Consider the following 19,867-nt stretch of genomic DNA (forward strand, 5'->3'; position numbering starts at 1 on the left):
ATCCGTTACTATGTAGATAAAATGACTAACACTGTATTATTTTACTTGTTTTAAAAGTATTTGTACAGTAGTCAATTGTAAGAAATGAATGCGATTACAAGACGGTAGGCCTCTGCCGTGCGGCGTATCAGCTCTTCATCATTACGGCTGCAGACATATTGGACAGGCGGCAGATTTACGGCTGCCACCTTGTGCTCGTCAAACTGCTGCAAGAACATCTCCACATCATCAGTATGGCCAGATTTCATGTGGAAAATAGAGACTTCTTCCGTGTACAAGGCATAATTTCCGCACTTTGTCATAAATCCATAGTCTGTAAAGTGTTCACCTAAAGAAAGGCTTTGAAATAGAAGCACTAGATGGATGAGACTCTCATCACGCTTCATGCTGTTTTGCTGTAAAAAATGAGAGAGTCTTGATTCACTAGAGAAGAGGAACAAGTGTCCTGCAGAGGTATAGCATTCAGATGAATTTAACTTTTCAGGCTCGTCTATTTCGTAAAGGTCCAAACAAATACAAGACAGCATACGTGTGCCTCCGTTTTTATTTAGTGTAAAATAAGAGAAGAAGAAACACAATGAGGAGGAAAATCATGAAATACAGCATGATGACAGTCGGACCTGTTCAAGAAAATACATATATCCTAGTGAATGAAAAAAAGGAAGCGTTAATCATCGACCCTGGTGCGGAAGGGAAAAGAATCAACAAAAAAATAGAGTCACTCGAGATCAAACCTCTTGCCATACTTTTAACTCACGCTCATTTCGACCACATCGGAGCAGTGGATGACGTGAAAGCGAGATGGGGGATACCGGTCTATATCCATGAGCGTGAAGCGGAATGGCTATCGGATGTGAAAAAGAATGGTTCTGCTTTTTTTGGGCAGCATGTTACGGCACAGCAAGCTGACCATTTGATCAAAGAAGAAGGAAAACTCACATTGGGTTCGTTCGAAATGGATGTGTTGGAAACACCTGGACATTCTCCTGGCAGTGTCTCGTATTATTTTGCAAATGCAAAAGCAGTCTTTAGCGGAGATGCCCTTTTTGCTGGGAGCATTGGGCGCACAGATTTACAGGGCGGCAGCCAGCGGGTGCTGCTCGAGAGCATCCATAGCCGCCTTCTCGTGCTTCCTGAAGAAACGGTTGTCGCGCCTGGTCATGGACCAACCACGACAATTGGCAATGAAATGGATTCTAACCCGTTTCTAAGCGGGTTCTAAACCTCACTATGAAGGCTGTCCTAATGGAGATCCACAAGTCAACAGGCCTGTGCATCCCGTTTGACCAGTATATGGCTCTTTCCCTTTATCATCCGGAAGAGGGCTATTATACGAGTGAAAGGGAGAAGATCGGCAAAAATGGAGACTTTTATACGAGCAGCTCTGTTTCTTCCGTGTTTGGCTGGATTTGGTCAGATGTGTTCCGCCGTTTGATGCATGACAAAAATTTGCCTCCCGCAATTCTTGAATTTGGAGCAGGTAACGGAAGCTTTGCGAAGCATGTACTCGACCGCTGGAAACAGGAGGATCGATCGAGTTATAAGAAGCTTATTTATCATATCGTGGAACATAGCCCTTCACATCGTACGAGAATTGCTGAAACGCTGGAATCTCATTCAAATGTGCACCTATATGAATCGTTCTCTGCAATAAAACAGCAGGTGGAACGCTTTCATGGAATCGTGTACGCCAACGAACTACTTGATGCCATGCCGGTTAAAGTAGTCCGAAAGAGGAATGGGCACTTAGAGGAAATGCATGTCAGCGTCACACCCAATCAAACGCTGTACGAGCTATGGAAGCCAGCTGCACTGCAAACCACAGCTGCCAAACGGCTGTCTAAAAGCCGAAATGGAACAAGAGGCGAAGTCCCTGTCTTCATGACGAAGTGGCTTCATAACCTGTATGACTGGCTGGATAGGAAATCCGTTGTTTATTTCGTAGACTACGGATACAAAGAAGAGGAATGGAAGCTGCCGCATTTAAGAAGCGGGAGTATTAGGGGTTACCGAAAGCACCAGCTAATCTCTGACATTCTCACCTTTACAGGAGAGATGGATCTGACGTCTCATGTGGACTGGGAGACCGTTAGAGCAGAAGGCAGATTGGGAGGTATGGTGAACAGCGAGTTGATGAGCCAAGCCAATTTTTTGCTAGAAAACGGGATATTGAATTACTTGAAAAATCATGACGGTTCCGATCCGTTTTCGGAAGAAGCAAAAACAAGCCGGGCGATTCGTTCGTTTCTCTTAAACAGCGAACTAGGAGAGGGATTTCAGGTCTTAAGGCAAGTCAAAGCATAGAGCAGGAAAAAAGACCTCTTTCGCCGAAAATGAGCTGTGCCCAATCAGCCAACCGCGAGTAAATTCTTTAGGTCGGGGCCAACGAACCCTGAAAACAGGCAAAGAAAAAGAGCCGCCATGACTGGCGGCTCTAAATTCTATGTATAGATCAGGTGAGCGGGGATCAGTGTCCGCCTGCTCCAGGCGTCATCATAAACGTCGTCCAGTATGTAAAGCCGACGAAAAACACCGTTAAGTATGCTCCGAAAATATAAATATACATACGTTCAGATAAATTAAGATAGCTCAGTGAAACGAACATGATGGTCTGGCCGAGGAAAAGAAGCGCCATCTCTTCCATATGTCCGAGATAAGCCATTACGGCGATAATCCCTGTCCAGAATCCAAGCACTTTGTACATTCTTGGCATATGTATCCCTCCTTTGCGTCCAAAAAAGCTGTTTCCTTTTGTATTATATAGTAGTCTTCACAAATTTGTAAATGCCATTGTTAGAAGAGCACTTGGAAAAAATGTGTCAAATGAAAGGGTTTTCCTTCATTCTCCTGCATTATTTACATTGTACTAGGTAAAAATGTTTAGATTTCCTGTTTTTCGGAAATTAAACAAGTAGCAGTAGCATGAAAGGAGAGGCCGGAAGTGGACGATTTAAAACTGACTTTTTTCACTTATCCAAGCTGTACATCATGCCGGAAAGCCAAGTCATGGCTGAAAAAAAATGATGTGCCTTTTGAGGAAAGACATCTGTTCAGGGATACTCCAAGTATCGATGAGCTTCGGGACATGATGAAGATGACCAAGAACGGAACGGAAGAGATTCTCGCGAAACGAAGCCGCAGTTATCAAGCACTAAACGTGGATATAAATGACATGACCGTTAACGAATTACTCGAACTGCTCCATGAGAACCCAAGGCTCTTAAAGCGTCCGCTCCTGACTGACGGTAGAAGGCTCGTAGCAGGCTACAGCCCTGGTGAATTATCCAAGCTTGCAAAAGGAATTGAAAAAGAACACATTTTCCATGTGTCCTGACGGCGATAGCACTCTTACCCAAGAGTGTTATTTTTTTTCTCGTTTGAAAGCATAACTTTTTATCAATGGTGATCATCGACGATGCAGCGAACCGTTTAAAAATAGAACATGGACCAAATTGGCTGGGCTAGCTGGATTCGAACCAACGCATGACGGAGTCAAAGTCCGTTGCCTTACCGCTTGGCTATAGCCCATCAATAATAACTAGTATGGATAATCACAAAAAATATATACGCAAATTTAGACAATTTCTTGCAGGAACGGGCAATATCCGCGTCTAATGTACTTTCAAAAGAAAGGAGGAATACTCATTGTCTATTGAAACGATATGCCGGGAGCTCGTCGACTCTGCCATGGCGGTGAAAGCATCGGATATTCACTTTATTCCTAAGAAATTGGAGGGAATCGTACAATTTCGAGTGGATGACCGGCTCATCGAAATGAAAAAGTACCCTTATCCCATATTTCGGCGGATGCTTTCCCATTATAAGTTCATGGCGCGCATGGATGTCGGAGAGCTGAGGCGTCCCCAAAGCGGTGCCATGGATATTACGAGCCGATCGCAAACCACACATCTTCGCCTTTCTTCCATCCCCTCTGCGTATCACGAATCACTTGTTATTAGAATTTTGCCGCATGGCCAATTTCTCTCCATGGATGAACTCTCTCTGTTTACCAGCCAGATGCACACTCTAAGCAGGCTTATCAAGCGGGCAAGCGGCCTGATATTGTTTACGGGACCGACTGGCTCAGGCAAGACCACCCTGCTGTACTCTATGCTGCACCATTTGCAGCATGTGATGAACCGGCAGATTGTCACGCTTGAAGACCCTGTTGAAAGGAAAGTGGATACCTTCCTTCAAATGGAAATCAACGAAAAAGCGGGTGTAACATATGGAGAAGGGTTTAAGTCCATCCTCCGGCACGACCCAGACGTTATTATGATCGGCGAGATACGTGACAGCCACACTGCTGAGCTCGTTGTCAACGCAAGTTTGTCCGGTCATCTTGTGTTATCAACGCTGCATGCCTCTGATTGCTGCGGAGCGCTTCTAAGGCTGAAGGAATTCGGTATCGGAAAGTCAGAGCTTCGGCAGACACTGCTTGGTATTGCATCACAAAGGCTTGTTTCACTCGTTTGCCCGTTTTGCGAGGGAAATTGTTCAGGATTCTGCTTTACAAGAAGAAAACACCGGCGATCAGGTGTCTACGAGATTTTGTCAGGATTTGAGCTCGATCAATGCTGGCGGGCGATCTTGAATAACGAAAAAATGACCGCAACCAGCTATCGGAGACTCTCCTATTACATGAAGCACGGACATGCGATGGGCTTTATTCAAGATGACAGCTATATCCGCTGGGGCGGTTTGTCAACATGATTCGAAAGAAAAAATGGTCCACTCAAGAACAAGGCGAGTTTCTGCAGAAGCTCGGGCAGCTGACATCAAAAGGCTATCCTCTAGTAAGAGCGATTGAATTGATGCTGCATCGGTATAAACATGACCGCAAAGCCACCATCCAGAAGATGATGGATCAGCTGAAAGACGGATACGAAGTGCACACCGTCCTATCCAACAGCCGCTTTCCAAAGGATGTCCTCGCCATCATTGAATTTTCCCGATCCTACGGCAGTCTTTCCTCCGCATTTTTGAACAGCGGAAGACTTCTCTTGAAGAAGTCACATTTTCAGAAACGTTTTGCAGCAGTCATGCGTTATCCTTTGCTTCTGCTTTTTCTCACTTTTTGGATAGGCTTTGTTTTTGTCCGCTTCATCTTCCCTCAATTTCAGACACTGTACAGTTCCTTGCAGCTTCAAATGCCTCTCATGACAAGAATTACTTTAACCCTGCTTCTTCATCTTCCCTATTTTTTATTCGCTTTACTCGTATTAGCCGCATCATTGGCTGGTTATGCCGCTTATTGGAGAAAAAAGGGGACAGCAACAGAAATGCTTTCGTTATGGCTGAAGTTTCCTGTGTTCAAAAACCTCATTCCGCTCTATGTTACTCACTATTTTTGCCTTCAGACAGGTGAACTGCTGAAGAACGGATTTTCTTTAACAGATGCCCTGAGTAAGCTAGAAGAGAATGGCTATACAGCGTTCTTTTCAGAGGAAGCCGGCCGGCTCCGCTATACGCTAACAGAGGGTGTGGCGTTCTACAATGCCGTTGAAGATCTACCGTATTATACAGAAGAACTTTCGACCCTCATCAAGCATTCCCAGGATTGCGGAACGCTTGGTGAGGACATGTCAGCCTATGGTGAATGGCTTTTTGAAGTACTCGAAGAGAAAAGCACCGCCATCATTCAGAAAATACAGCCCGCCTTGTTCACAATCATCGGCATCACGGTGTTATTTCTTTTCACCGCTATGTTTTATCCTGTGCTGAAAATTATGGAAGCCATATAAGGAGGCTAATATGAAAAATGAAAAAGGATTTACGTTGATCGAGATGATGATCGTCCTGCTCATTATTTCAGTCCTCATGCTGATCGCCATTCCGAGCATCACAAAAAATAACGAAGTATCACGGAAGCTCGGATGTGAAGCGACGATCAATCTCGTGCAAGGACAGGTCGGTGCCTATGAAGCAGAGCTGAACAAGACGCCAACAATAGAAGATTTATTTAAAGACAAGTATGTAGACACGGTTACTTGCCCAGATGGATCGGCTCTCGTGATCACAAACGGTGTCGTGAGCAAGCAATCTCAATGAATGGCTGGAAAGATAACCGGAACGGCTATACATTTATCGAGATGATGATTGTTCTTCTTGTGGTTTCCATTTTTCTTGGAGCGGGAGTCTTTTCATTACGGACATTTTATGAAACGGTTCAGACGCGTTCTTTTTTAAAATCACTGAAAAAAGATTTGTACTTCACCCAACAAACCGCAGTTTCCACAGAATCCTTCGTTTCACTTGTTTTTCACCAAGGCCACACGTACATCATTAGAGATGGTGTGAAATCGCTCAAAAAAGTAACCTATCCCGACCATGTCTCAGTTGAACCATACTCCATGCCCCTGACTATTACTTACAATGGAAGAGGAAACATTAGCCAAGGCGGGACTCTCGTGATACGAGCTAACCAAAAAAGGTTTCACCTTGTCTTTCAGCTGGGAAAGGGGCGCTTTTACATTGATGAACGATAGAGGATACTTGATGATGGAAGCTGTTTCATCCCTTTTGCTAGTGTCATGTCTGGGGGTGGTTGGACTTCCTGTTCTCTGTAGCCTTCATCAGGAGGCAGCTGCAACCCGCCAGATGTTAAAGGGGGGAGAGCTGCTTGAAAATAGGCTCGCGATGGGAGAATCATCTTTTGTTGAGACAGTCTTGGTGGATAAGACGACGTATGCTTTGAAAGGACACGCACTCCGTGATGGATTTTCTGAGGTGTGTGTCTCGTTTAGAGCAGCAAACGGCAGGGAGTATGAGCGATGCGGAATAATAAATGCGGGAATGAACTCGGAATGAGTCTGATAGAACTATTGATAGCGTTGGCTATGATCGTTACGGTTGCGGCTTGTATACCTCTGTTAATGAACGTTATTACGACCGCAGGCAAAGAGGGTAAAGGAACAGCGATCGAAGAAACCGAGATGTTCTATCACGATATCGGTACAGAAATAAGAGCAGCAAAGGAAGTAAGCGTGCTTCAGGGAAAGCTTGTAGTAAAAGTGAAAACTGATGATACCGCTGTTTTTTCTTTGTATCAAGATAAAATCAGAAAGCAGGTAAACGGTACAGGACATGAGATTTGGCTTCAAAATGTATCATCCTTTAAACCGGTTATGACAGCAGGAGTATTGAGTCTGCAGATAACAGACAAGAACGGAATGAAAAAGGAGCGTTCATACAGAATGCTTCCATCGGCTGCGCCATGAAACAGAATGAGAAGGGTTTCGTTTATCCCATCATCCTCATCATCTGCTTTGCTCTGTTCTACACTGTCATGGCAGCATCAGATATGATGGCTGCAGAAAGAAAATTTGTCCGCCAGAAAGAGAGGCTTTCAGAAGAAAATCAGCTGCTGCAGGCAGGAGCGCAATTCGCCATATTGAGGATAAACGGGACAGAAACGCTGACTTATCCGGCAGAACTCCTCTTTTCTCACAAAAACATGTCAATCGTATGCTATATTGAAACGAGGGACAGCCTGATGTTTTCCGTCTTGATCACATCGGAGAGCAGTGCAGGAAGGAAAAGGAAAGCACGCTTTACTTATGAAAAATCAAGCCATAAACTAACAGATTGGACAGAAGAAAAACGATGAAAACCATATACTTGACTGGATTTATGGGCAGCGGAAAGTCAGCTGCTGGGTGGATTGCCGCAAACCTGCTAAACGTGCCTTGCTTTGATCTGGATGCAGTGATAGAAAAGAACGCAGGAAAAACGATTAAAGAGCTGTTTGAACAAGAGGGAGAAGCGTCATTTCGCCTGAGAGAAAGCGTCCTACTGCAAAAGATGCCAAAAGAAAATTGCGTGGTGATAACAGGCGGAGGGCTGCCGGCTGATCAGAATAACAGAGAGTATATGATGGGTGTCGGTCATGTCGTGTACTTGAAAACGTCTTTTAAAGAAATCATGAAAAGGCTGACAGCGCCAGGGGAAATAGACAAAAGGCCGGTGCTAAAAGAAAAAACAGCGGAAGAGATCGAGCTGCTTTATAACAAAAGAAAGTCATTTTATGAAGAATGCAGCATGGTCATTGCAACCGACGGAAAAACACCGCAGCAGGTGGCGGAAGAAATGGTAAAAGCGTTCTGTTTAAACTAACAGAGTACTGGCTATCATAGTGGTAAATCGAGGTGATGATAGTTGGCTTCTGGTGATGAGCTCGTTAAAGTAGTTACAAAAAAGATCGTTCAGTACATGGATGAACCAGCCATAACGAGGAAAGAGCGGAGGATGCAGCGAAAACAGGCAAAACCGCCTGTTTCCGTCGCGCTTTTTGGCATCTTGCCGATGATAATCAAATACTTCTTCAAACGCAAATAAAGAAAACTTGGCTGACGTAAAGCCTTTAAGTAAGCCCTAGTTGCCCTTATACTTTTTCCTAAACTTTTTGACTGCGTCGAATTTCTCCTCAGTTAAAAAAGTTATATCTTTGAAGTGTAAAGAAAACTTGGCTAACGTAAAGCCTTTAAGTCAGCCCTAGTTGCCCTTATCCTTTATTCCTGAACCTTTGATTGCGTCGAATTTTATACTTACTTAAAAGAGTACAATAAAAACCCGGCACCTCACCGGGTTTTTATTATTGAAGGTAGAACAGGCCGCCATTAATGATATCGACCGATACAACAGGGTCATACTGTGTTTTTAACGCTTCTTTTTCCACGTAATAAGATTCAGGTTTATCTAATTCTCCTTCATAAAAGCTTTCTAGCAAATCTTCATCTTCTTTCCACCGCATTCTTGCATCGATCGCCCAGCTATGATCGTCCTGCTCGATGTAATCCGTTATGATGTTTTCGATCCGCTTAATGCCGGAAATCGGTTTGATCAGCGGGCTGAGCGTATAACAAAAATCGGGTATCCGCTTTGTGAGCAGCTTTTGAGAAAGGGTTTCGTGAAAATGGCTCTGGATTTCTCCGTTGATCAGATGCAAGCCGTAAGAGAGAATGCTGTCTTTTTTTCGGTCGCATTGATAGGAGACCTTCACGTTTAAACAAAGCCAAGGATTGAGAGGAATGTGGTTCGTACCTTGGCGAGCGGCATTCTCGTACATTCGTATAAAGGATGCTAGTTTTTTTGCCGATGAGAAAATCTGATGCAGCCGGGGCGAGCCGAAGTGGATGAACTCTCCCTTTCCGTCTGAAGGCTGCTGTTGCCCTGTGACGAGTGTGAGCGCCATCGGATTTGGGGGTGCTCCTGTCTTTTCTTGATAATGCCAGTAAAAGGGCCTGTTCATCAGCACTTTATCGAGGTCGATCGTTAATTGGACCTTCATGTAGCTGAAATTCCTCTCGACCATCTCGCATTCGTTAGCTGTGAAATACCGTTCAAGAAAGCGGTGTATCTCGTGCTGCTGCATGCTCTTCCCATCCCTTCTGCTGTATTCCGCCCTCGAGGTTGATGAGGGAGGCAAGGTTATCCATCTTTAGTTTGATCTCTCCTTCGCTTTCTGAGCTATTCAAGATGTCAGTGATATACGTTTCAATATTTTTAATCTCGAACTTTGTCAGAATTTCATCAAGCTCGCCGATCACACTCTCGAAAAGATTGATTTTATTATACAGAAGGTTCAAGATGTGTTCTTCAATAGTGTTTTCAGTCGCGAAATTGTAGATGTGGACATCTCCCTGCTGTCCGATCCTGTGCACGCGTCCGATCCTTTGTTCAATGCGCATCGGGTTCCAAGGAAGGTCGTAGTTGATAATATTTTGGCAGAACTGCAGGTTGATCCCTTCACCGCCGGCTTCTGTTGCGATCAATACTTGTGCATGGTTTTTAAACAAGTGAGTCATCCAGTCTTTTTTGCTCCTCTTAAACCCCCCGCGGAATGGGACAGAGGAGATGCCGTTATTCTGAAGAAACCATTGCAGATACAGCTGAGTAGCCCGGTATTCTGTAAAGATGATCACCTTAGAATCAATAGATTGAATCAATTCAAGTGCCTTCATCGCCTTTGAGTTTTGAGTGACAAGCTCGACCTTTTGCATCTGTGCAGCGATAAGCTGCTGAGCATATTGATTTTCACCGAGTTTTTGCATCATGTTGCGCAGCGTGATAAAAGCGGCTTCTCGTGAGCTGCACACTTCTCTTAGCAGCGTCAGCACGGCAAATTTGCTGCGCTGAAAATAAGGCTCCTTTTTAAGCTCGCTGATGCTGTCATATAACTGGCGTTCACTTTCTGACAGCTGAATCGGAATCGTTTTCACGATGCGTTTAGGCCATTTCAAGCCGGTTTCCTCCCGCCGGTTGCGGACCATTACTTTGTTGACGAGCTGTTTCAGCTTATCCTCGTTCTTCAAGGAATGCCGGTCATTCCGGAAGTCTTTGTCGAAATTTTCCTGGTTTCCGAGATGGCCAGGTTTTAAAAGGGTGACGAGGTTAAAAATTTCTTCCACTCGATTTTGTACAGGAGTTGCTGTAAGCAGCAGACAAAACTTCTTTTTTAGCAGCTGAACGAACTCGTAATTCTTCGTTCTTTTATTTTTTAATTTATGCGCTTCATCAATGACCACGATGTCGTAGTCCTGATTCAAAACGATATCACGGTGCGGACTGCGTTTGGCTGTGTCTATACTGGATACGACAACCTCGCATTGTTCCCAGACATACGATTTTCTCTGGGCGACCGCCGGAATGAAGAACTTTTGGTTCAGTTCCTGCTCCCATTGAATGACGAGAGAGGCCGGAACAAGTATGAGCACCTTTTTCGCGAGTCCCCGAATCATATATTCTTTTAAAATTAGGCCAGCTTCAATCGTTTTTCCTAGTCCGACCTCGTCTGCCAGTATGGCTTTTCCGTTCATCTCCTCGATGACCGTTTTGGCAACACTCAGCTGATGGGGCAGAAATGTCATATGCGGCAAATGGTTGGGAGACTGCAGCCCTAAGAAGTCAGGAGAACAGGTATGACTCTCTGCTTCAAGTGCCAGGTTGTAAAGTTCCCAGTTCGCCCACGGGCCATCATCGTCTATTCGTTTTAAAAATTCATCGTGCCAGTCTCTTTGAAACTGTATGGGTGTGTTCATAGGGAGCAGCCGTTCCTTTCCTAATGTCAGCGATAATATTTGCTTCTTGCCAAAAACAGCGGTGCTAAAAGGCATTGCCTTTTAAAAGATAAAAATGATAGGATAATAATGTACCAGCCAAATTAATTCTAGTATGGACGTTCGAGGATAATTACATACCCGCGAATGAAAGCAAGAGGAGAGATCGCCTTATCAGCGACGCCGAAGGAGCAAGCGGAAGTGAAACTCTCAGGCAAAAAGACTCTTGTTTGACGCATCTCTGGAGAGTGCTCATCTTTTTGAGCCACCAACGAAGAAACTCGGAAGTTTTCGAGAAACTTACAGGTTGCAGGACAGAGGTTTCCCTGAAATACGGGATTCCTCTGTCCTTTTTACGTCCAGAATGTACAGAAAATTTGCGCTAGATTGAAAGGGAGGAACATTCAATGACGGTTTTGCAGCGTACTTCATTATTTGAACTTTATAAGTCATATGGCGGTAAAGTGATTGATTTCGGCGGATGGGAGCTGCCTGTCCAATTCTTGAGCATTAAAGAAGAGCATGAAGCAGTACGGACACGCGCCGGTCTGTTCGATGTATCTCACATGGGTGAATTCGAAGTGAAAGGTGAACAGTCACTGCCTTATCTGCAGCGCATGATGACAAACGATGTGTCGAAGCTTAGCGACGGACAAGCGCAGTACACGGCCATGTGCTATGAGGATGGCGGCACGGTGGACGACCTGCTCGTTTACCGCAGACGTGAGAACGATTACTTGCTGGTTGTGAATGCTTCCAACATTGATAAAGATTTTGACTGGATGACTTCGCATGTGACAGACGGTGTTCAGCTGACCAACATATCGAACGCTGTCGGGCAGCTCGCTTTGCAAGGGCCGTTGTCTGAAAAGGTGCTGCAAAAGCTGACGGATACCGACCTTTCTAAGATCGGATTCTTCCGTTTTGAAGAAAATGTGGACTTAGACGGGATGAAGGCGCTCGTGTCACGCACCGGCTATACTGGCGAAGACGGGTTTGAAATCTACCTTGACGAAAAAGACGCACCGAAGCTTTGGGAAAAGATCCTTGAAGCTGGCGAACCTGAAGGCATCCTTCCGTGCGGTCTCGGAGCGCGTGACACATTGCGTTTCGAGGCGCGCCTCGCGCTGTACGGCCAAGAATTGACAAAAGACATTACCCCGATCGAAGCGGGAATCGGATTTGTTGTCAAAACGGACAAAGACATTCCGTTCATCGGCCAAGATGTACTAGCGCGTCAAAAGGCTGAAGGAGCGCCGCGCAAGCTTGTCGGCATCGAGATGATCGATAAAGGCATTCCGCGTACGCACTATGAGGTGCTGAAGAATGGCGAAAAAATCGGAGAAGTGACAACAGGAACACAGTCACCGACGCTCAAAAAAAATCTAGGGCTCGCCTTGATCAAGGCCGACTTTGCCGAGCTAGGCACCGAGGTGGACGTGCAGATACGCCAGAAAACATTAAAGGCGGTCGTTGTGAAAGCGCCGTTTTATAAAAAAGGCTAACGGAGGGGACAACAACATGACATTTCGTTATCTACCTATGACAGATCAAGATAAAAAAGAGATGCTTGAGGCAATCGGCATTGAAACGACAGAAGAACTTTTCAGTGATATTCCCGAAAAAGTGAGATTCAGAGGAAGGCTTCAGATTGAAGAAGCTCTTTCTGAACCTGAACTGCTAAAAGAAATGGGCCGTCTAGCCGCTAAAAACACGAACACGAAAGAATATGCTTCTTTCCTCGGAGCAGGTGTGTATGACCATTACACATCTTCTGTCGTCAATCATATGCTTCTTCGTTCAGAGTTTTATACCGCCTATACGCCATATCAGCCTGAAATTTCACAAGGAGAGCTGCAGGCGATTTTCGAGTTTCAGAGCATGATCTGTGAACTGACGGGAATGGATGTCGCGAACTCTTCCATGTATGACGGAGGCACGGCATTTGCTGAAGCAGCTCTTCTGTCTGCCGCACAGACAAAAAGAAAAAAGATCGTTGTCTCTAAAACGGTTCATCCTGAATCTCGAGATGTGCTGAAAACATATGCGTACGGACAAAATTTTGAAGTGGTCGAAGTGGAGATGGAGAACGGCCTCACGTCACTCTCAGCGTTAAAAGAAGCGGTTGACGAAGAAACGGCGTGCGTACTCGTTCAATATCCGAACTTTTTCGGGCAGATCGAACCGCTGAAAGAAATCGAAGAAATCACTCACAGCACGAAAGCGATGTTTGTTGTTTCATCCAACCCGCTTGCGCTCGGCGCGCTCACACCTCCTGGGAAATTCGGAGCTGACATCGTTGTCGGTGACGCACAGCCGTTTGGCATTGCGCAAGGGTTCGGCGGACCTCACTGCGGATTCTTCGCGGTAACTTCCAAGCTTATGCGCAAAGTCCCTGGAAGGCTTGTCGGCCAGACAGTAGACGAGAACGGAAAACGCGGATTCGTGCTTACCCTTCAGGCTCGAGAGCAGCATATCCGCCGCGACAAAGCAACAAGCAACATCTGTTCAAACCAGGCTTTGAACGCCCTGGCGGCTTCCATCGCGATGACCGCTCTTGGGAAACAAGGTGTCCGTGAAGTGGCACACCAAAACATCCAAAAAGCGCATTATGCGAAAAAAGTTTTGCAGGAAAAAGGGATGAAGTCCGTATTTGACGGACCATTCTTTAACGAGTTTGTGGTCGAGCTGCCTGTTCCTGTAAAAGACGCAAAACAAAAGCTTCTGCAAGAAGGGATCATCGGCGGACTGGATCTCGGACAAATGTATCCGGAACTTTCGGGGCATATGCTTATTGCTGTGACCGAAATGAGAACAAAACGAGAAATCGATCAACTAGCTACAGTATTGGAGGGACTTTCATGCGCACAGAACATCAGCCGTTAATTTTTGAACTTTCAAAGACAGGCCGTGTCGGCTATAGCATCCCATCTCTTGATGTACCGGAAGTTCCTGTCGAATCCTTGCTTCCGTCAGATTATCTCCGCACAGAAGCAGCAGAGCTGCCGGAGGTTTCAGAGCTTCAGATCGTGCGCCACTATACGGCTCTGTCTAACCGCAACCATGGTGTGGACTCAGGGTTCTATCCGCTAGGTTCATGTACAATGAAATATAATCCGAAAATTAATGAAGACGTTGCCCGTTTCCCAGGCTTCTCAAGCATTCACCCTCTGCAGGACGAAGAGACTGTGCAGGGTGCGATGGAGATGATGTACCGCCTTCAAACATCTCTCGCAGAAATCACGGGAATGGATGAAGTGACGCTGCAGCCGGCGGCAGGCGCTCACGGTGAGTGGACAGGTTTGATGATGATCCGTGCCTTTCACGAAGCGAACGGCGATTTTAACCGCACGAAAGTGATCGTTCCCGATTCTGCACACGGAACGAACCCGGCGTCTGCGACCGTTGCTGGATTCGATTCGATCACGGTTAAATCCGATGAGCGCGGCCTCGTCGATCTCGAAGATTTGAAGCGAGTGGTCGGGCCGGACACGGCGGCACTTATGCTGACGAACCCGAACACACTCGGGTTGTTTGAAGAAAACATTTTAGAGATGGCAGCCATCATCCATGAAGCGGGCGGCAAGCTTTACTATGACGGAGCGAACGCCAACGCGATTTTAGGCTTTGCTAGACCAGGAGACATGGGCTTTGACGTCGTCCATTTAAATCTGCATAAAACGTTCACAGGACCGCACGGCGGCGGGGGACCAGGTTCTGGTCCTGTCGGAGTGAAGAAGGATCTGATTCCGTTCCTTCCTAAACCCGTGCTTGTTAAAGAAGATGATGTATACCGTTTTGATTATAATCGTCCTCAGTCCATCGGGCGCGTGAAACCTTATTACGGAAACTTCGGCATCAACGTCCGCGCGTTCACGTACATCATGACGATGGGACCTGACGGGCTGCGTCAAGTATCGGAAAATGCGGTATTGAACGCGAACTATATGATGCGCAAGCTAGAGCCGTACTTTGAGCTTCCTTATAAGCAGCACTGCAAACATGAATTCGTCCTATCTGGCACGAGACAGAAGAAGCTAGGCGTCCGCACGCTCGACATCGCGAAGCGGCTGCTCGATTTCGGCTATCACCCGCCAACGATCTATTTCCCTTTGAGCGTAGAAGAGGCGATCATGATCGAGCCGACCGAAACCGAGTCGAAAGAAACGCTGGACGAGTTTATCGAAAAGATGATCCAGATCGCAAAAGAAGCAGAAGAAACACCAGAAATCGTGCAAGAAGCTCCTCACACGACTGTCGTGAAGCGTCTTGACGAAGCTACAGCAGCGCGAAAGCCAATCCTACGTTATCAAAAAGCATAGTGAATCACCCGGCAGCTCCTTTTTTGAGGAGCTGTTTTTTTTTTCATAAAACCCGTTAAGAACGAATAGCTATTAACAAAAAGGAGCGGGATGTTTGTGCTGTTAGAATATATGGATGGTACTGAAAAAGACCATTATCAACGGATTATGGCCCTTCTGGAGAGCGAGAGTGCTATGAGTCCTGAACTAGTATTAATAAGGGACGAGCTGCTGCAGAATGTTAAGAATAGGATTGTCTATAACTTGACAGTAGAGGAACTTGCGATCGAATTGCAGTTGTCGGCAGAACGAGAGAGGAGAATACAGGTTATGGAGAAAAACGTTAAAGGGCATCCTCGCTGTTGAGGATGCCCTGATTTTTACGATTGTTTTTTAACTTTTCCTGTCCACTTTTTAAAACCGCCTTGAAGCTGATGCAGGCCGCTGTATTTTTTCTTGCGAAGAAATTGCGCCGCACGCGCACTGCGGAATCCGCTCTCGCAGTACAAATAAACAGGCTGGTCGTTTCTCACTTCACTGATGCGCTGGCGCATTTGAGAAAGAGGAATGTTTCTTGCTCCAAGAATGTGGCCGTTCTTATACTCGTCTGGCTCACGGACGTCAATGAGCTGCGCTTTTCGATATCCCGCTTTAAACTCTTCTTCACTCAGCGTTTTCACGTGTTTGTTCTGCATGATTCCCATGATCACGACATACGCTACAACTGCGGCGGCTACACCCGCCAAAATGATCCATACCATTCTTATTCTGCTCCTTTAAAACAATCTACCTATCATTATAGACCGTGATGCATGGTTTTTCAAAAGAAAACTTTACATGGTGTTTCCTTTTAAAAAAGCAGCTGACTTTGATACACTAAGGACGATTGCATAGCAAGGAGAGAAAAGACATGGAAAAAGAAAAATGGCTGTTTGTAGATTCCGGGAACTGCGATCCCGCATTTAACATGGCACTGGATGAAGCGCTCTTAAACTGGCACAGCGAAGGGAAGATACCACCGGTCATCCGCTTTTACGGCTGGAACCCCGCCACGCTCTCAATCGGCTATTTTCAGCGGGTAGAGAAAGAAATCGACATGGATGCGGTTAAAAAGCATAACCTCGGATTCGTCCGCAGGCCTACTGGCGGACGCGGTGTCCTTCACGATCAGGAACTCACGTATAGTGTAATCGTATCTGAAGAACATCCAGAGATGCCTGCTTCAGTAACAGAGGCATACCGTGTTATCTCAGAAGGTATCAAGGACGGTTTTAATTTACTTGGACTTGAAACGTATTTCGCGATTCCGCGGACAGACGAAGAAAAGGAAGGCTTGAAGAATCCTCGCTCCGCCGTTTGTTTTGATGCCCCTTCATGGTATGAGCTCGTAGTTGAAGGACGAAAGGTAGCCGGAAGCGCTCAGACAAGACAGAAAGGGGTCATCTTGCAGCACGGATCGATTTTGCTCGAGATTGATGAGGATAAACTGTTCGATGTGTTTAAGTACCCGAGCGAGCGGGTGAGAGAGCGGCTTCAGCAAAATTTCAGAAAAAAAGCAGTCGCGGTGAACGCACTGAGGAGTGAGCCCGTTACCATAAATGAAGCGAAAGCCGCTTTTAAAGCTGGCTTTGAAAAAGGATTGAACATTGAACTTGTGCCGTTCGAATTGTCAGAAGATCAGCTGAAAGAAGTATATGAACTCGCACAGAACCGATACCGCAGTGAAGAATGGACATACAAACGTTAAGACCTGGACCTTTTGGTTCCGGTTTTTCTTTTTACGTTTTTAAGAAAAAAGAGTCAAGGTAAAAATATTTTTTCAGGAAAAAGAAGGAGATTGCTAGAAGTGTGATAGACTGCGGTTTTTTAAAACATCCAATTTTTACAAACTTTAAATAAAGCTAAATGATTAAATAAATATATCTTTTAATCGTGTTTTCTCTCATTTTCAATCGTTTTGTACGGTTTTCATGTTTGACAATATTTTTTCTTTGACATGTAGTTTACCTATATATAGTATAAGGGTATTAAAACTACATACTAGATATAGAAGAATTGAGGAGGAAACGTATGGATCTATTAATACGGGAAAAGAAGGGGATTTTCGTGGAATCGCTGAACGAGGACATTAAAATGTTTCCACAGGTGCATCCAATCACGCCAGATATGAAGACAACACATAAAGGTGTATCGAAGCTCGTGATGCTCGACCGGTACAGCTTCAAGGACACCGAGAAAAAGACACTAAAAGAAGGCGACTTTGTCGTACTGACAGTAAAAGAAGATCCAAAGTTTCCAGCAAGAGGGCTCGGCTACATCCAAAGCATCAACTGGGACGACAAAAGTGCGGTTGTGCTTGTAGAAGATGAGTTCAAAGGTGTTCTCGACAAGCCGGAAGAAGCAGAATCCGGCTTGATCACGCGCTCGCTTGATGTGATGGACAAGCCGCTCGAAGTGTTTTATGAGCAAATCGCGAAACGAAACGCGACAGGCCTCGCCTCGGTCGAAACGACGCCGGAAAAAAGGCAGGAGTCATTCGAGAGATTTTATAAAGAACTTTCTGAGATGAACTTTGTGCCGGCAGGGCGCGTGCTGTACGGTGCCGGTGCCCAAACAGACGTGACATACTTTAACTGCTATGTGATGCCGTATGTAAAAGATTCGCGAGAGGGCATATCCGATCACCGCAAGCAAGTGATGGAGATCATGAGCCGCGGCGGCGGAGTCGGTACGAACGGATCAACGCTCCGGCCGAAAAACGCGCTCGCTCGAGGGGTGAACGGAAAATCATCCGGTTCGGTATCGTGGCTCGATGATATTGCAAAGCTGACGCACCTTGTCGAGCAGGGCGGAAGCCGCAGGGGGGCCCAAATGATCATGCTCGCGGACTGGCACCCTGACATCATTGATTTCATTATCTCTAAAATGCAGAACCCTAGAATTCTCCGTTATTTGATCGAAAATACGGAAGATGAAAAGATCAAGCAAGTGGCCAAAGACAAACTGAAATTCACGCCTCTCACACCGACAGAGCGAGCGCTGTATGAAGGCATATTGCGCTACAAAGATTTCCCGGGCATGGGCGGATTTGATCATGATGTGGTGAAAGAAGCAGAAAAAATGCTGAGAGACGGCGGCACTTACACCGTTCATAACTCTGAGTTCCTCACAGGAGCAAACATCTCGGTGACGATCACGAAAGAGTTTATGGAAGCGGTCGAGAACGATGGAGACTACCACCTACGCTTTCCGAGTGTAGAATCGTACTCTCCAGAAGAGATGCAAGCGTACAACCGCGAGTGGCATGAAGTCGGCGATGTGCGCGAGTGGGAAGAACGGGGATACGGCATCCGTGTCTATAAACGGATTAAAGCGCGCGAACTGTGGAATTTAATCAATATCTGTGCGACATATTCAGCCGAGCCTGGAATCTTCTTTATCGACAACGCGAACGACATGACGAACGCGAAAGCTTACGGTCAGAAAGTTGTGGCGACAAACCCGTGTGGTAAGGCAGCTTGATTTGCCTCACGTTAAAAACTGCGGAATAAAGCGGGAAAGGTGAGAATCCTAATCCGAACCGAAGGCTAAACGTAAAAATTTAGTCAGGGGCAACGCATAGGGGATGAACCTGAGAAATCAGAATATAATTCCCCCACGAGGCCGCAGCGTTAATGATTTAACGAAAAGTTATGCTGAGCTGGACCAGAAATGACTGGTCGTACCTTTTAAAGGGATGAGGGAAATGAACCTCCAGAAGCAAAGGATAAAAAGCCTTTGTGTTAACAAAAACTGGAACAGCCTCTCGCACCTTACAGTGTGTGCAACCTTGCCGCTGTTAACCTTGGCAACATGGCGGACAAGGAGAACAAAACAGTTGATTTTGAAAAGCTGAAGCAGACGGTCGCAACAGGGGTGCGCATGCAGGACAACGTTATCGATGCGACGCCTTACTTCCTCGAGCCGAACCGGATCCAGGCACTTGGCGAACGCCGCGTCGGACTAGGTGTGATGGGGCTGCACGATCTTTTGATCTATTGCGAGACCGTGTATGGATCAGAGCAAGGCAATAAGCTTGTTGATGAAATTTTTGAAACAATCGCTGTGACGGCATATCAGACATCCATCGAACTCGCGAAGGAAAAGGGAAGCTTCCCGTTCCTCGTCGGTGCTGATGAAAATGAAACAGTAGAATTGAGAAATCGTTTTACAGAGACAGGTTATATGAAGAAGATGCCAATCGAAGTGCTCGAAGGCATCAAGCAATACGGCATTCGAAATTCCCACCTTCTAACGGTGGCTCCTACGGGTAAACATATTGCCCCCGGCGTTTGTAAAAACGCTGCGTAAACTTGGCTATATGCGGGAAACTCTGAGTATCCTTTTGTACCAGTACTTTGCCAGTACAAATAATGGTAAAAATCAAAAGGTGCAGACAATCCGCAGGGAAGTCGTGGCTGACCCCTCAACGACTACACGCCGAGCACCAGTAAGTAAATAACGATACTG

Annotated in this window: 22 protein-coding genes, 1 tRNA gene, 2 pseudogenes and 1 riboswitch; of the genes and pseudogenes, 19 read left to right on the forward strand and 6 right to left on the reverse strand. The window is 45.9% G+C overall.

The genetic code is table 11. The annotated features are described in order from the left end of the window. Window positions 1-71: 71 nt before the first annotated feature. On the reverse strand, window positions 72-527 hold the full coding sequence (locus ACFQPF_RS01805) for a hypothetical protein (protein WP_379745641.1): 456 nt from the start codon (window positions 525-527) through the stop codon (window positions 72-74). A 65-nt stretch (window positions 528-592) separates the two neighbouring features. On the opposite strand from ACFQPF_RS01805, the gene ACFQPF_RS01810 reads away from it, so the two are divergent. Both ACFQPF_RS01810 and ACFQPF_RS01815 read left to right on the forward strand, forming a co-directional pair. Continuing rightward, entirely contained in the window at window positions 593-1,222 is a 630-nt protein-coding gene (locus ACFQPF_RS01810; RefSeq protein WP_379745644.1) for an MBL fold metallo-hydrolase, read from the forward strand. A 23-nt stretch (window positions 1,223-1,245) separates the two neighbouring features. Then, entirely contained in the window at window positions 1,246-2,304 is a 1,059-nt protein-coding gene (locus tag ACFQPF_RS01815) for a class I SAM-dependent methyltransferase (protein WP_379745648.1), read from the forward strand. A 163-nt stretch (window positions 2,305-2,467) separates the two neighbouring features. Here the strand turns inward: ACFQPF_RS01815 and ACFQPF_RS01820 are convergent, their stop codons facing one another. Then, window positions 2,468-2,713: a DUF2626 domain-containing protein gene (locus ACFQPF_RS01820; protein WP_094251862.1), complete on the reverse strand. Its 246-nt coding sequence runs from the start codon at window positions 2,711-2,713 to the stop codon at window positions 2,468-2,470. 228 nt (window positions 2,714-2,941) lie between these two features. On the opposite strand from ACFQPF_RS01820, the gene ACFQPF_RS01825 reads away from it, so the two are divergent. Then, entirely contained in the window at window positions 2,942-3,334 is a 393-nt protein-coding gene (locus ACFQPF_RS01825) for a Spx/MgsR family RNA polymerase-binding regulatory protein (RefSeq protein WP_379745651.1), read from the forward strand. 119 nt (window positions 3,335-3,453) lie between these two features. On the opposite strand, the gene ACFQPF_RS01830 is transcribed toward ACFQPF_RS01825, so the two are convergent. Beyond that, a tRNA-Gln gene (locus ACFQPF_RS01830) sits at window positions 3,454-3,528 on the reverse strand. Between the two features lie 117 nt (window positions 3,529-3,645). Here ACFQPF_RS01830 and comGA point away from each other — a divergent pair. The 9 genes from comGA to ACFQPF_RS01875 are packed head-to-tail and all read left to right on the forward strand — an operon-like array spanning window position 3,646 to window position 8,337. Continuing rightward, window positions 3,646-4,713: a competence type IV pilus ATPase ComGA gene (gene comGA, locus ACFQPF_RS01835; protein WP_379745654.1), complete on the forward strand. Its 1,068-nt coding sequence runs from the start codon at window positions 3,646-3,648 to the stop codon at window positions 4,711-4,713. Further along, entirely contained in the window at window positions 4,710-5,744 is a 1,035-nt protein-coding gene (comGB, locus tag ACFQPF_RS01840) for a competence type IV pilus assembly protein ComGB (protein ID WP_379745657.1), read from the forward strand. Before comGA ends, comGB begins: the two co-directional genes overlap by 4 nt. A gap of 10 nt (window positions 5,745-5,754) precedes the next feature. After that, entirely contained in the window at window positions 5,755-6,051 is a 297-nt protein-coding gene (gene comGC, locus ACFQPF_RS01845) for a competence type IV pilus major pilin ComGC (protein ID WP_379745660.1), read from the forward strand. Next, window positions 6,048-6,488, forward strand: a complete 441-nt coding sequence (gene comGD, locus ACFQPF_RS01850; RefSeq protein ID WP_379745663.1) for a competence type IV pilus minor pilin ComGD — start codon at window positions 6,048-6,050, stop codon at window positions 6,486-6,488. Before comGC ends, comGD begins: the two co-directional genes overlap by 4 nt. Continuing rightward, complete coding sequence (locus ACFQPF_RS01855) at window positions 6,478-6,810, forward strand: hypothetical protein (RefSeq protein WP_379745666.1); 333 nt, start codon at window positions 6,478-6,480, stop codon at window positions 6,808-6,810. The genes comGD and ACFQPF_RS01855 overlap by 11 nt, the downstream gene beginning before the upstream one ends. Beyond that, the gene (gene comGF, locus ACFQPF_RS01860; RefSeq protein ID WP_379745669.1) at window positions 6,774-7,220 is read left to right on the forward strand and encodes a competence type IV pilus minor pilin ComGF; all 447 of its coding nucleotides are present in this window, start codon (window positions 6,774-6,776) and stop codon (window positions 7,218-7,220) included. The genes ACFQPF_RS01855 and comGF overlap by 37 nt, the downstream gene beginning before the upstream one ends. Next, window positions 7,217-7,609 (forward strand): competence type IV pilus minor pilin ComGG, encoded by a 393-nt coding sequence (gene comGG / locus ACFQPF_RS01865; protein ID WP_379745672.1) that lies wholly within the window; start codon window positions 7,217-7,219, stop codon window positions 7,607-7,609. Before comGF ends, comGG begins: the two co-directional genes overlap by 4 nt. Next, window positions 7,606-8,115: a shikimate kinase gene (locus tag ACFQPF_RS01870; protein WP_379745675.1), complete on the forward strand. Its 510-nt coding sequence runs from the start codon at window positions 7,606-7,608 to the stop codon at window positions 8,113-8,115. The genes comGG and ACFQPF_RS01870 overlap by 4 nt, the downstream gene beginning before the upstream one ends. A 42-nt stretch (window positions 8,116-8,157) precedes the next feature. Then, window positions 8,158-8,337 carry a YqzE family protein gene (locus ACFQPF_RS01875; protein WP_379745678.1) on the forward strand — a complete coding sequence of 60 codons (180 nt, stop codon included), beginning with the start codon at window positions 8,158-8,160 and terminating at the stop codon, window positions 8,335-8,337. A 256-nt stretch (window positions 8,338-8,593) separates the two neighbouring features. Here the strand turns inward: ACFQPF_RS01875 and ACFQPF_RS01880 are convergent, their stop codons facing one another. Then, window positions 8,594-9,373 carry a YqhG family protein gene (locus tag ACFQPF_RS01880; RefSeq protein ID WP_379745681.1) on the reverse strand — a complete coding sequence of 260 codons (780 nt, stop codon included), beginning with the start codon at window positions 9,371-9,373 and terminating at the stop codon, window positions 8,594-8,596. After that, on the reverse strand, window positions 9,342-11,039 hold the full coding sequence (locus ACFQPF_RS01885) for a DEAD/DEAH box helicase (protein WP_379745684.1): 1,698 nt from the start codon (window positions 11,037-11,039) through the stop codon (window positions 9,342-9,344). Before ACFQPF_RS01885 ends, ACFQPF_RS01880 begins: the two co-directional genes overlap by 32 nt. A gap of 165 nt (window positions 11,040-11,204) precedes the next feature. Continuing rightward, window positions 11,205-11,293: riboswitch (glycine riboswitch) on the forward strand. 171 nt (window positions 11,294-11,464) lie between these two features. Between ACFQPF_RS01885 and gcvT the strand changes: the two genes are divergently transcribed. The 4 genes from gcvT (at window position 11,465) to ACFQPF_RS01905 (ending at window position 15,724) form a co-directional block, all read left to right on the forward strand. Further along, complete coding sequence (gene gcvT / locus ACFQPF_RS01890) at window positions 11,465-12,562, forward strand: glycine cleavage system aminomethyltransferase GcvT (protein WP_379745687.1); 1,098 nt, start codon at window positions 11,465-11,467, stop codon at window positions 12,560-12,562. A gap of 16 nt (window positions 12,563-12,578) precedes the next feature. Continuing rightward, entirely contained in the window at window positions 12,579-13,943 is a 1,365-nt protein-coding gene (gene gcvPA, locus ACFQPF_RS01895) for an aminomethyl-transferring glycine dehydrogenase subunit GcvPA (RefSeq protein ID WP_379745690.1), read from the forward strand. Next, window positions 13,919-15,379: an aminomethyl-transferring glycine dehydrogenase subunit GcvPB gene (gcvPB, locus tag ACFQPF_RS01900; protein WP_379745693.1), complete on the forward strand. Its 1,461-nt coding sequence runs from the start codon at window positions 13,919-13,921 to the stop codon at window positions 15,377-15,379. The genes gcvPA and gcvPB overlap by 25 nt, the downstream gene beginning before the upstream one ends. Before the next feature lie 96 nt (window positions 15,380-15,475). Continuing rightward, complete coding sequence (locus tag ACFQPF_RS01905) at window positions 15,476-15,724, forward strand: hypothetical protein (RefSeq protein WP_379745696.1); 249 nt, start codon at window positions 15,476-15,478, stop codon at window positions 15,722-15,724. A 14-nt stretch (window positions 15,725-15,738) separates the two neighbouring features. Here the strand turns inward: ACFQPF_RS01905 and ACFQPF_RS01910 are convergent, their stop codons facing one another. Beyond that, a complete protein-coding gene (locus ACFQPF_RS01910; RefSeq protein ID WP_379745699.1) occupies window positions 15,739-16,119 on the reverse strand; it encodes a rhodanese-like domain-containing protein in 381 nt (126 codons plus the stop codon). Window positions 16,120-16,268: 149 nt separating this feature from the next. Here ACFQPF_RS01910 and ACFQPF_RS01915 point away from each other — a divergent pair, with 149 nt between their 5' ends. The 3 genes and pseudogenes from ACFQPF_RS01915 to ACFQPF_RS01925 form a co-directional block, all read left to right on the forward strand. Further along, entirely contained in the window at window positions 16,269-17,105 is an 837-nt protein-coding gene (locus tag ACFQPF_RS01915) for a lipoate--protein ligase family protein (protein ID WP_379745702.1), read from the forward strand. A 323-nt stretch (window positions 17,106-17,428) separates the two neighbouring features. Continuing rightward, window positions 17,429-18,868 (forward strand): annotated as a pseudogene (locus ACFQPF_RS01920) (vitamin B12-dependent ribonucleotide reductase); the annotation flags it as partial. 285 nt (window positions 18,869-19,153) lie between these two features. Further along, window positions 19,154-19,669 (forward strand): annotated as a pseudogene (locus ACFQPF_RS01925) (vitamin B12-dependent ribonucleotide reductase); the annotation flags it as partial. Window positions 19,670-19,867 lie beyond the last annotated feature (198 nt).

The sequence above is a fragment of the Fictibacillus iocasae genome, from assembly GCF_042665465.1.
Lineage (GTDB): Bacteria > Bacillota > Bacilli > Bacillales > Fictibacillaceae > Fictibacillus > Fictibacillus iocasae.

Bases quoted from the DNA above. Each gene is read 5' to 3' on its own strand.
- comGC (WP_379745660.1), top strand. From the start codon at position 5,755: ATGAAAAATGAAAAAGGATTTACGTTGATCGAGATGATGATCGTCCTG.
- ACFQPF_RS01855 (WP_379745666.1), top strand. From the start codon at position 6,478: ATGAACGATAGAGGATACTTGATGATGGAAGCTGTTTCATCCCTTTTG.
- ACFQPF_RS01885 (WP_379745684.1), bottom strand. From the start codon at position 11,039: ATGAACACACCCATACAGTTTCAAAGAGACTGGCACGATGAATTTTTA.
- ACFQPF_RS01810 (WP_379745644.1), top strand. From the start codon at position 593: ATGAAATACAGCATGATGACAGTCGGACCTGTTCAAGAAAATACATAT.
- ACFQPF_RS01805 (WP_379745641.1), bottom strand. From the start codon at position 527: ATGCTGTCTTGTATTTGTTTGGACCTTTACGAAATAGACGAGCCTGAA.
- comGB (WP_379745657.1), top strand. From the start codon at position 4,710: ATGATTCGAAAGAAAAAATGGTCCACTCAAGAACAAGGCGAGTTTCTG.
- gcvPA (WP_379745690.1), top strand. From the start codon at position 12,579: ATGACATTTCGTTATCTACCTATGACAGATCAAGATAAAAAAGAGATG.
- comGF (WP_379745669.1), top strand. From the start codon at position 6,774: ATGCGGAATAATAAATGCGGGAATGAACTCGGAATGAGTCTGATAGAA.
- ACFQPF_RS01820 (WP_094251862.1), bottom strand. From the start codon at position 2,713: ATGCCAAGAATGTACAAAGTGCTTGGATTCTGGACAGGGATTATCGCC.
- ACFQPF_RS01910 (WP_379745699.1), bottom strand. From the start codon at position 16,119: ATGGTATGGATCATTTTGGCGGGTGTAGCCGCCGCAGTTGTAGCGTAT.
- ACFQPF_RS01815 (WP_379745648.1), top strand. From the start codon at position 1,246: ATGGAGATCCACAAGTCAACAGGCCTGTGCATCCCGTTTGACCAGTAT.
- ACFQPF_RS01880 (WP_379745681.1), bottom strand. From the start codon at position 9,373: ATGCAGCAGCACGAGATACACCGCTTTCTTGAACGGTATTTCACAGCT.
- ACFQPF_RS01870 (WP_379745675.1), top strand. From the start codon at position 7,606: ATGAAAACCATATACTTGACTGGATTTATGGGCAGCGGAAAGTCAGCT.
- gcvPB (WP_379745693.1), top strand. From the start codon at position 13,919: ATGCGCACAGAACATCAGCCGTTAATTTTTGAACTTTCAAAGACAGGC.
- comGG (WP_379745672.1), top strand. From the start codon at position 7,217: ATGAAACAGAATGAGAAGGGTTTCGTTTATCCCATCATCCTCATCATC.
- ACFQPF_RS01915 (WP_379745702.1), top strand. From the start codon at position 16,269: ATGGAAAAAGAAAAATGGCTGTTTGTAGATTCCGGGAACTGCGATCCC.
- comGD (WP_379745663.1), top strand. From the start codon at position 6,048: ATGAATGGCTGGAAAGATAACCGGAACGGCTATACATTTATCGAGATG.
- gcvT (WP_379745687.1), top strand. From the start codon at position 11,465: ATGACGGTTTTGCAGCGTACTTCATTATTTGAACTTTATAAGTCATAT.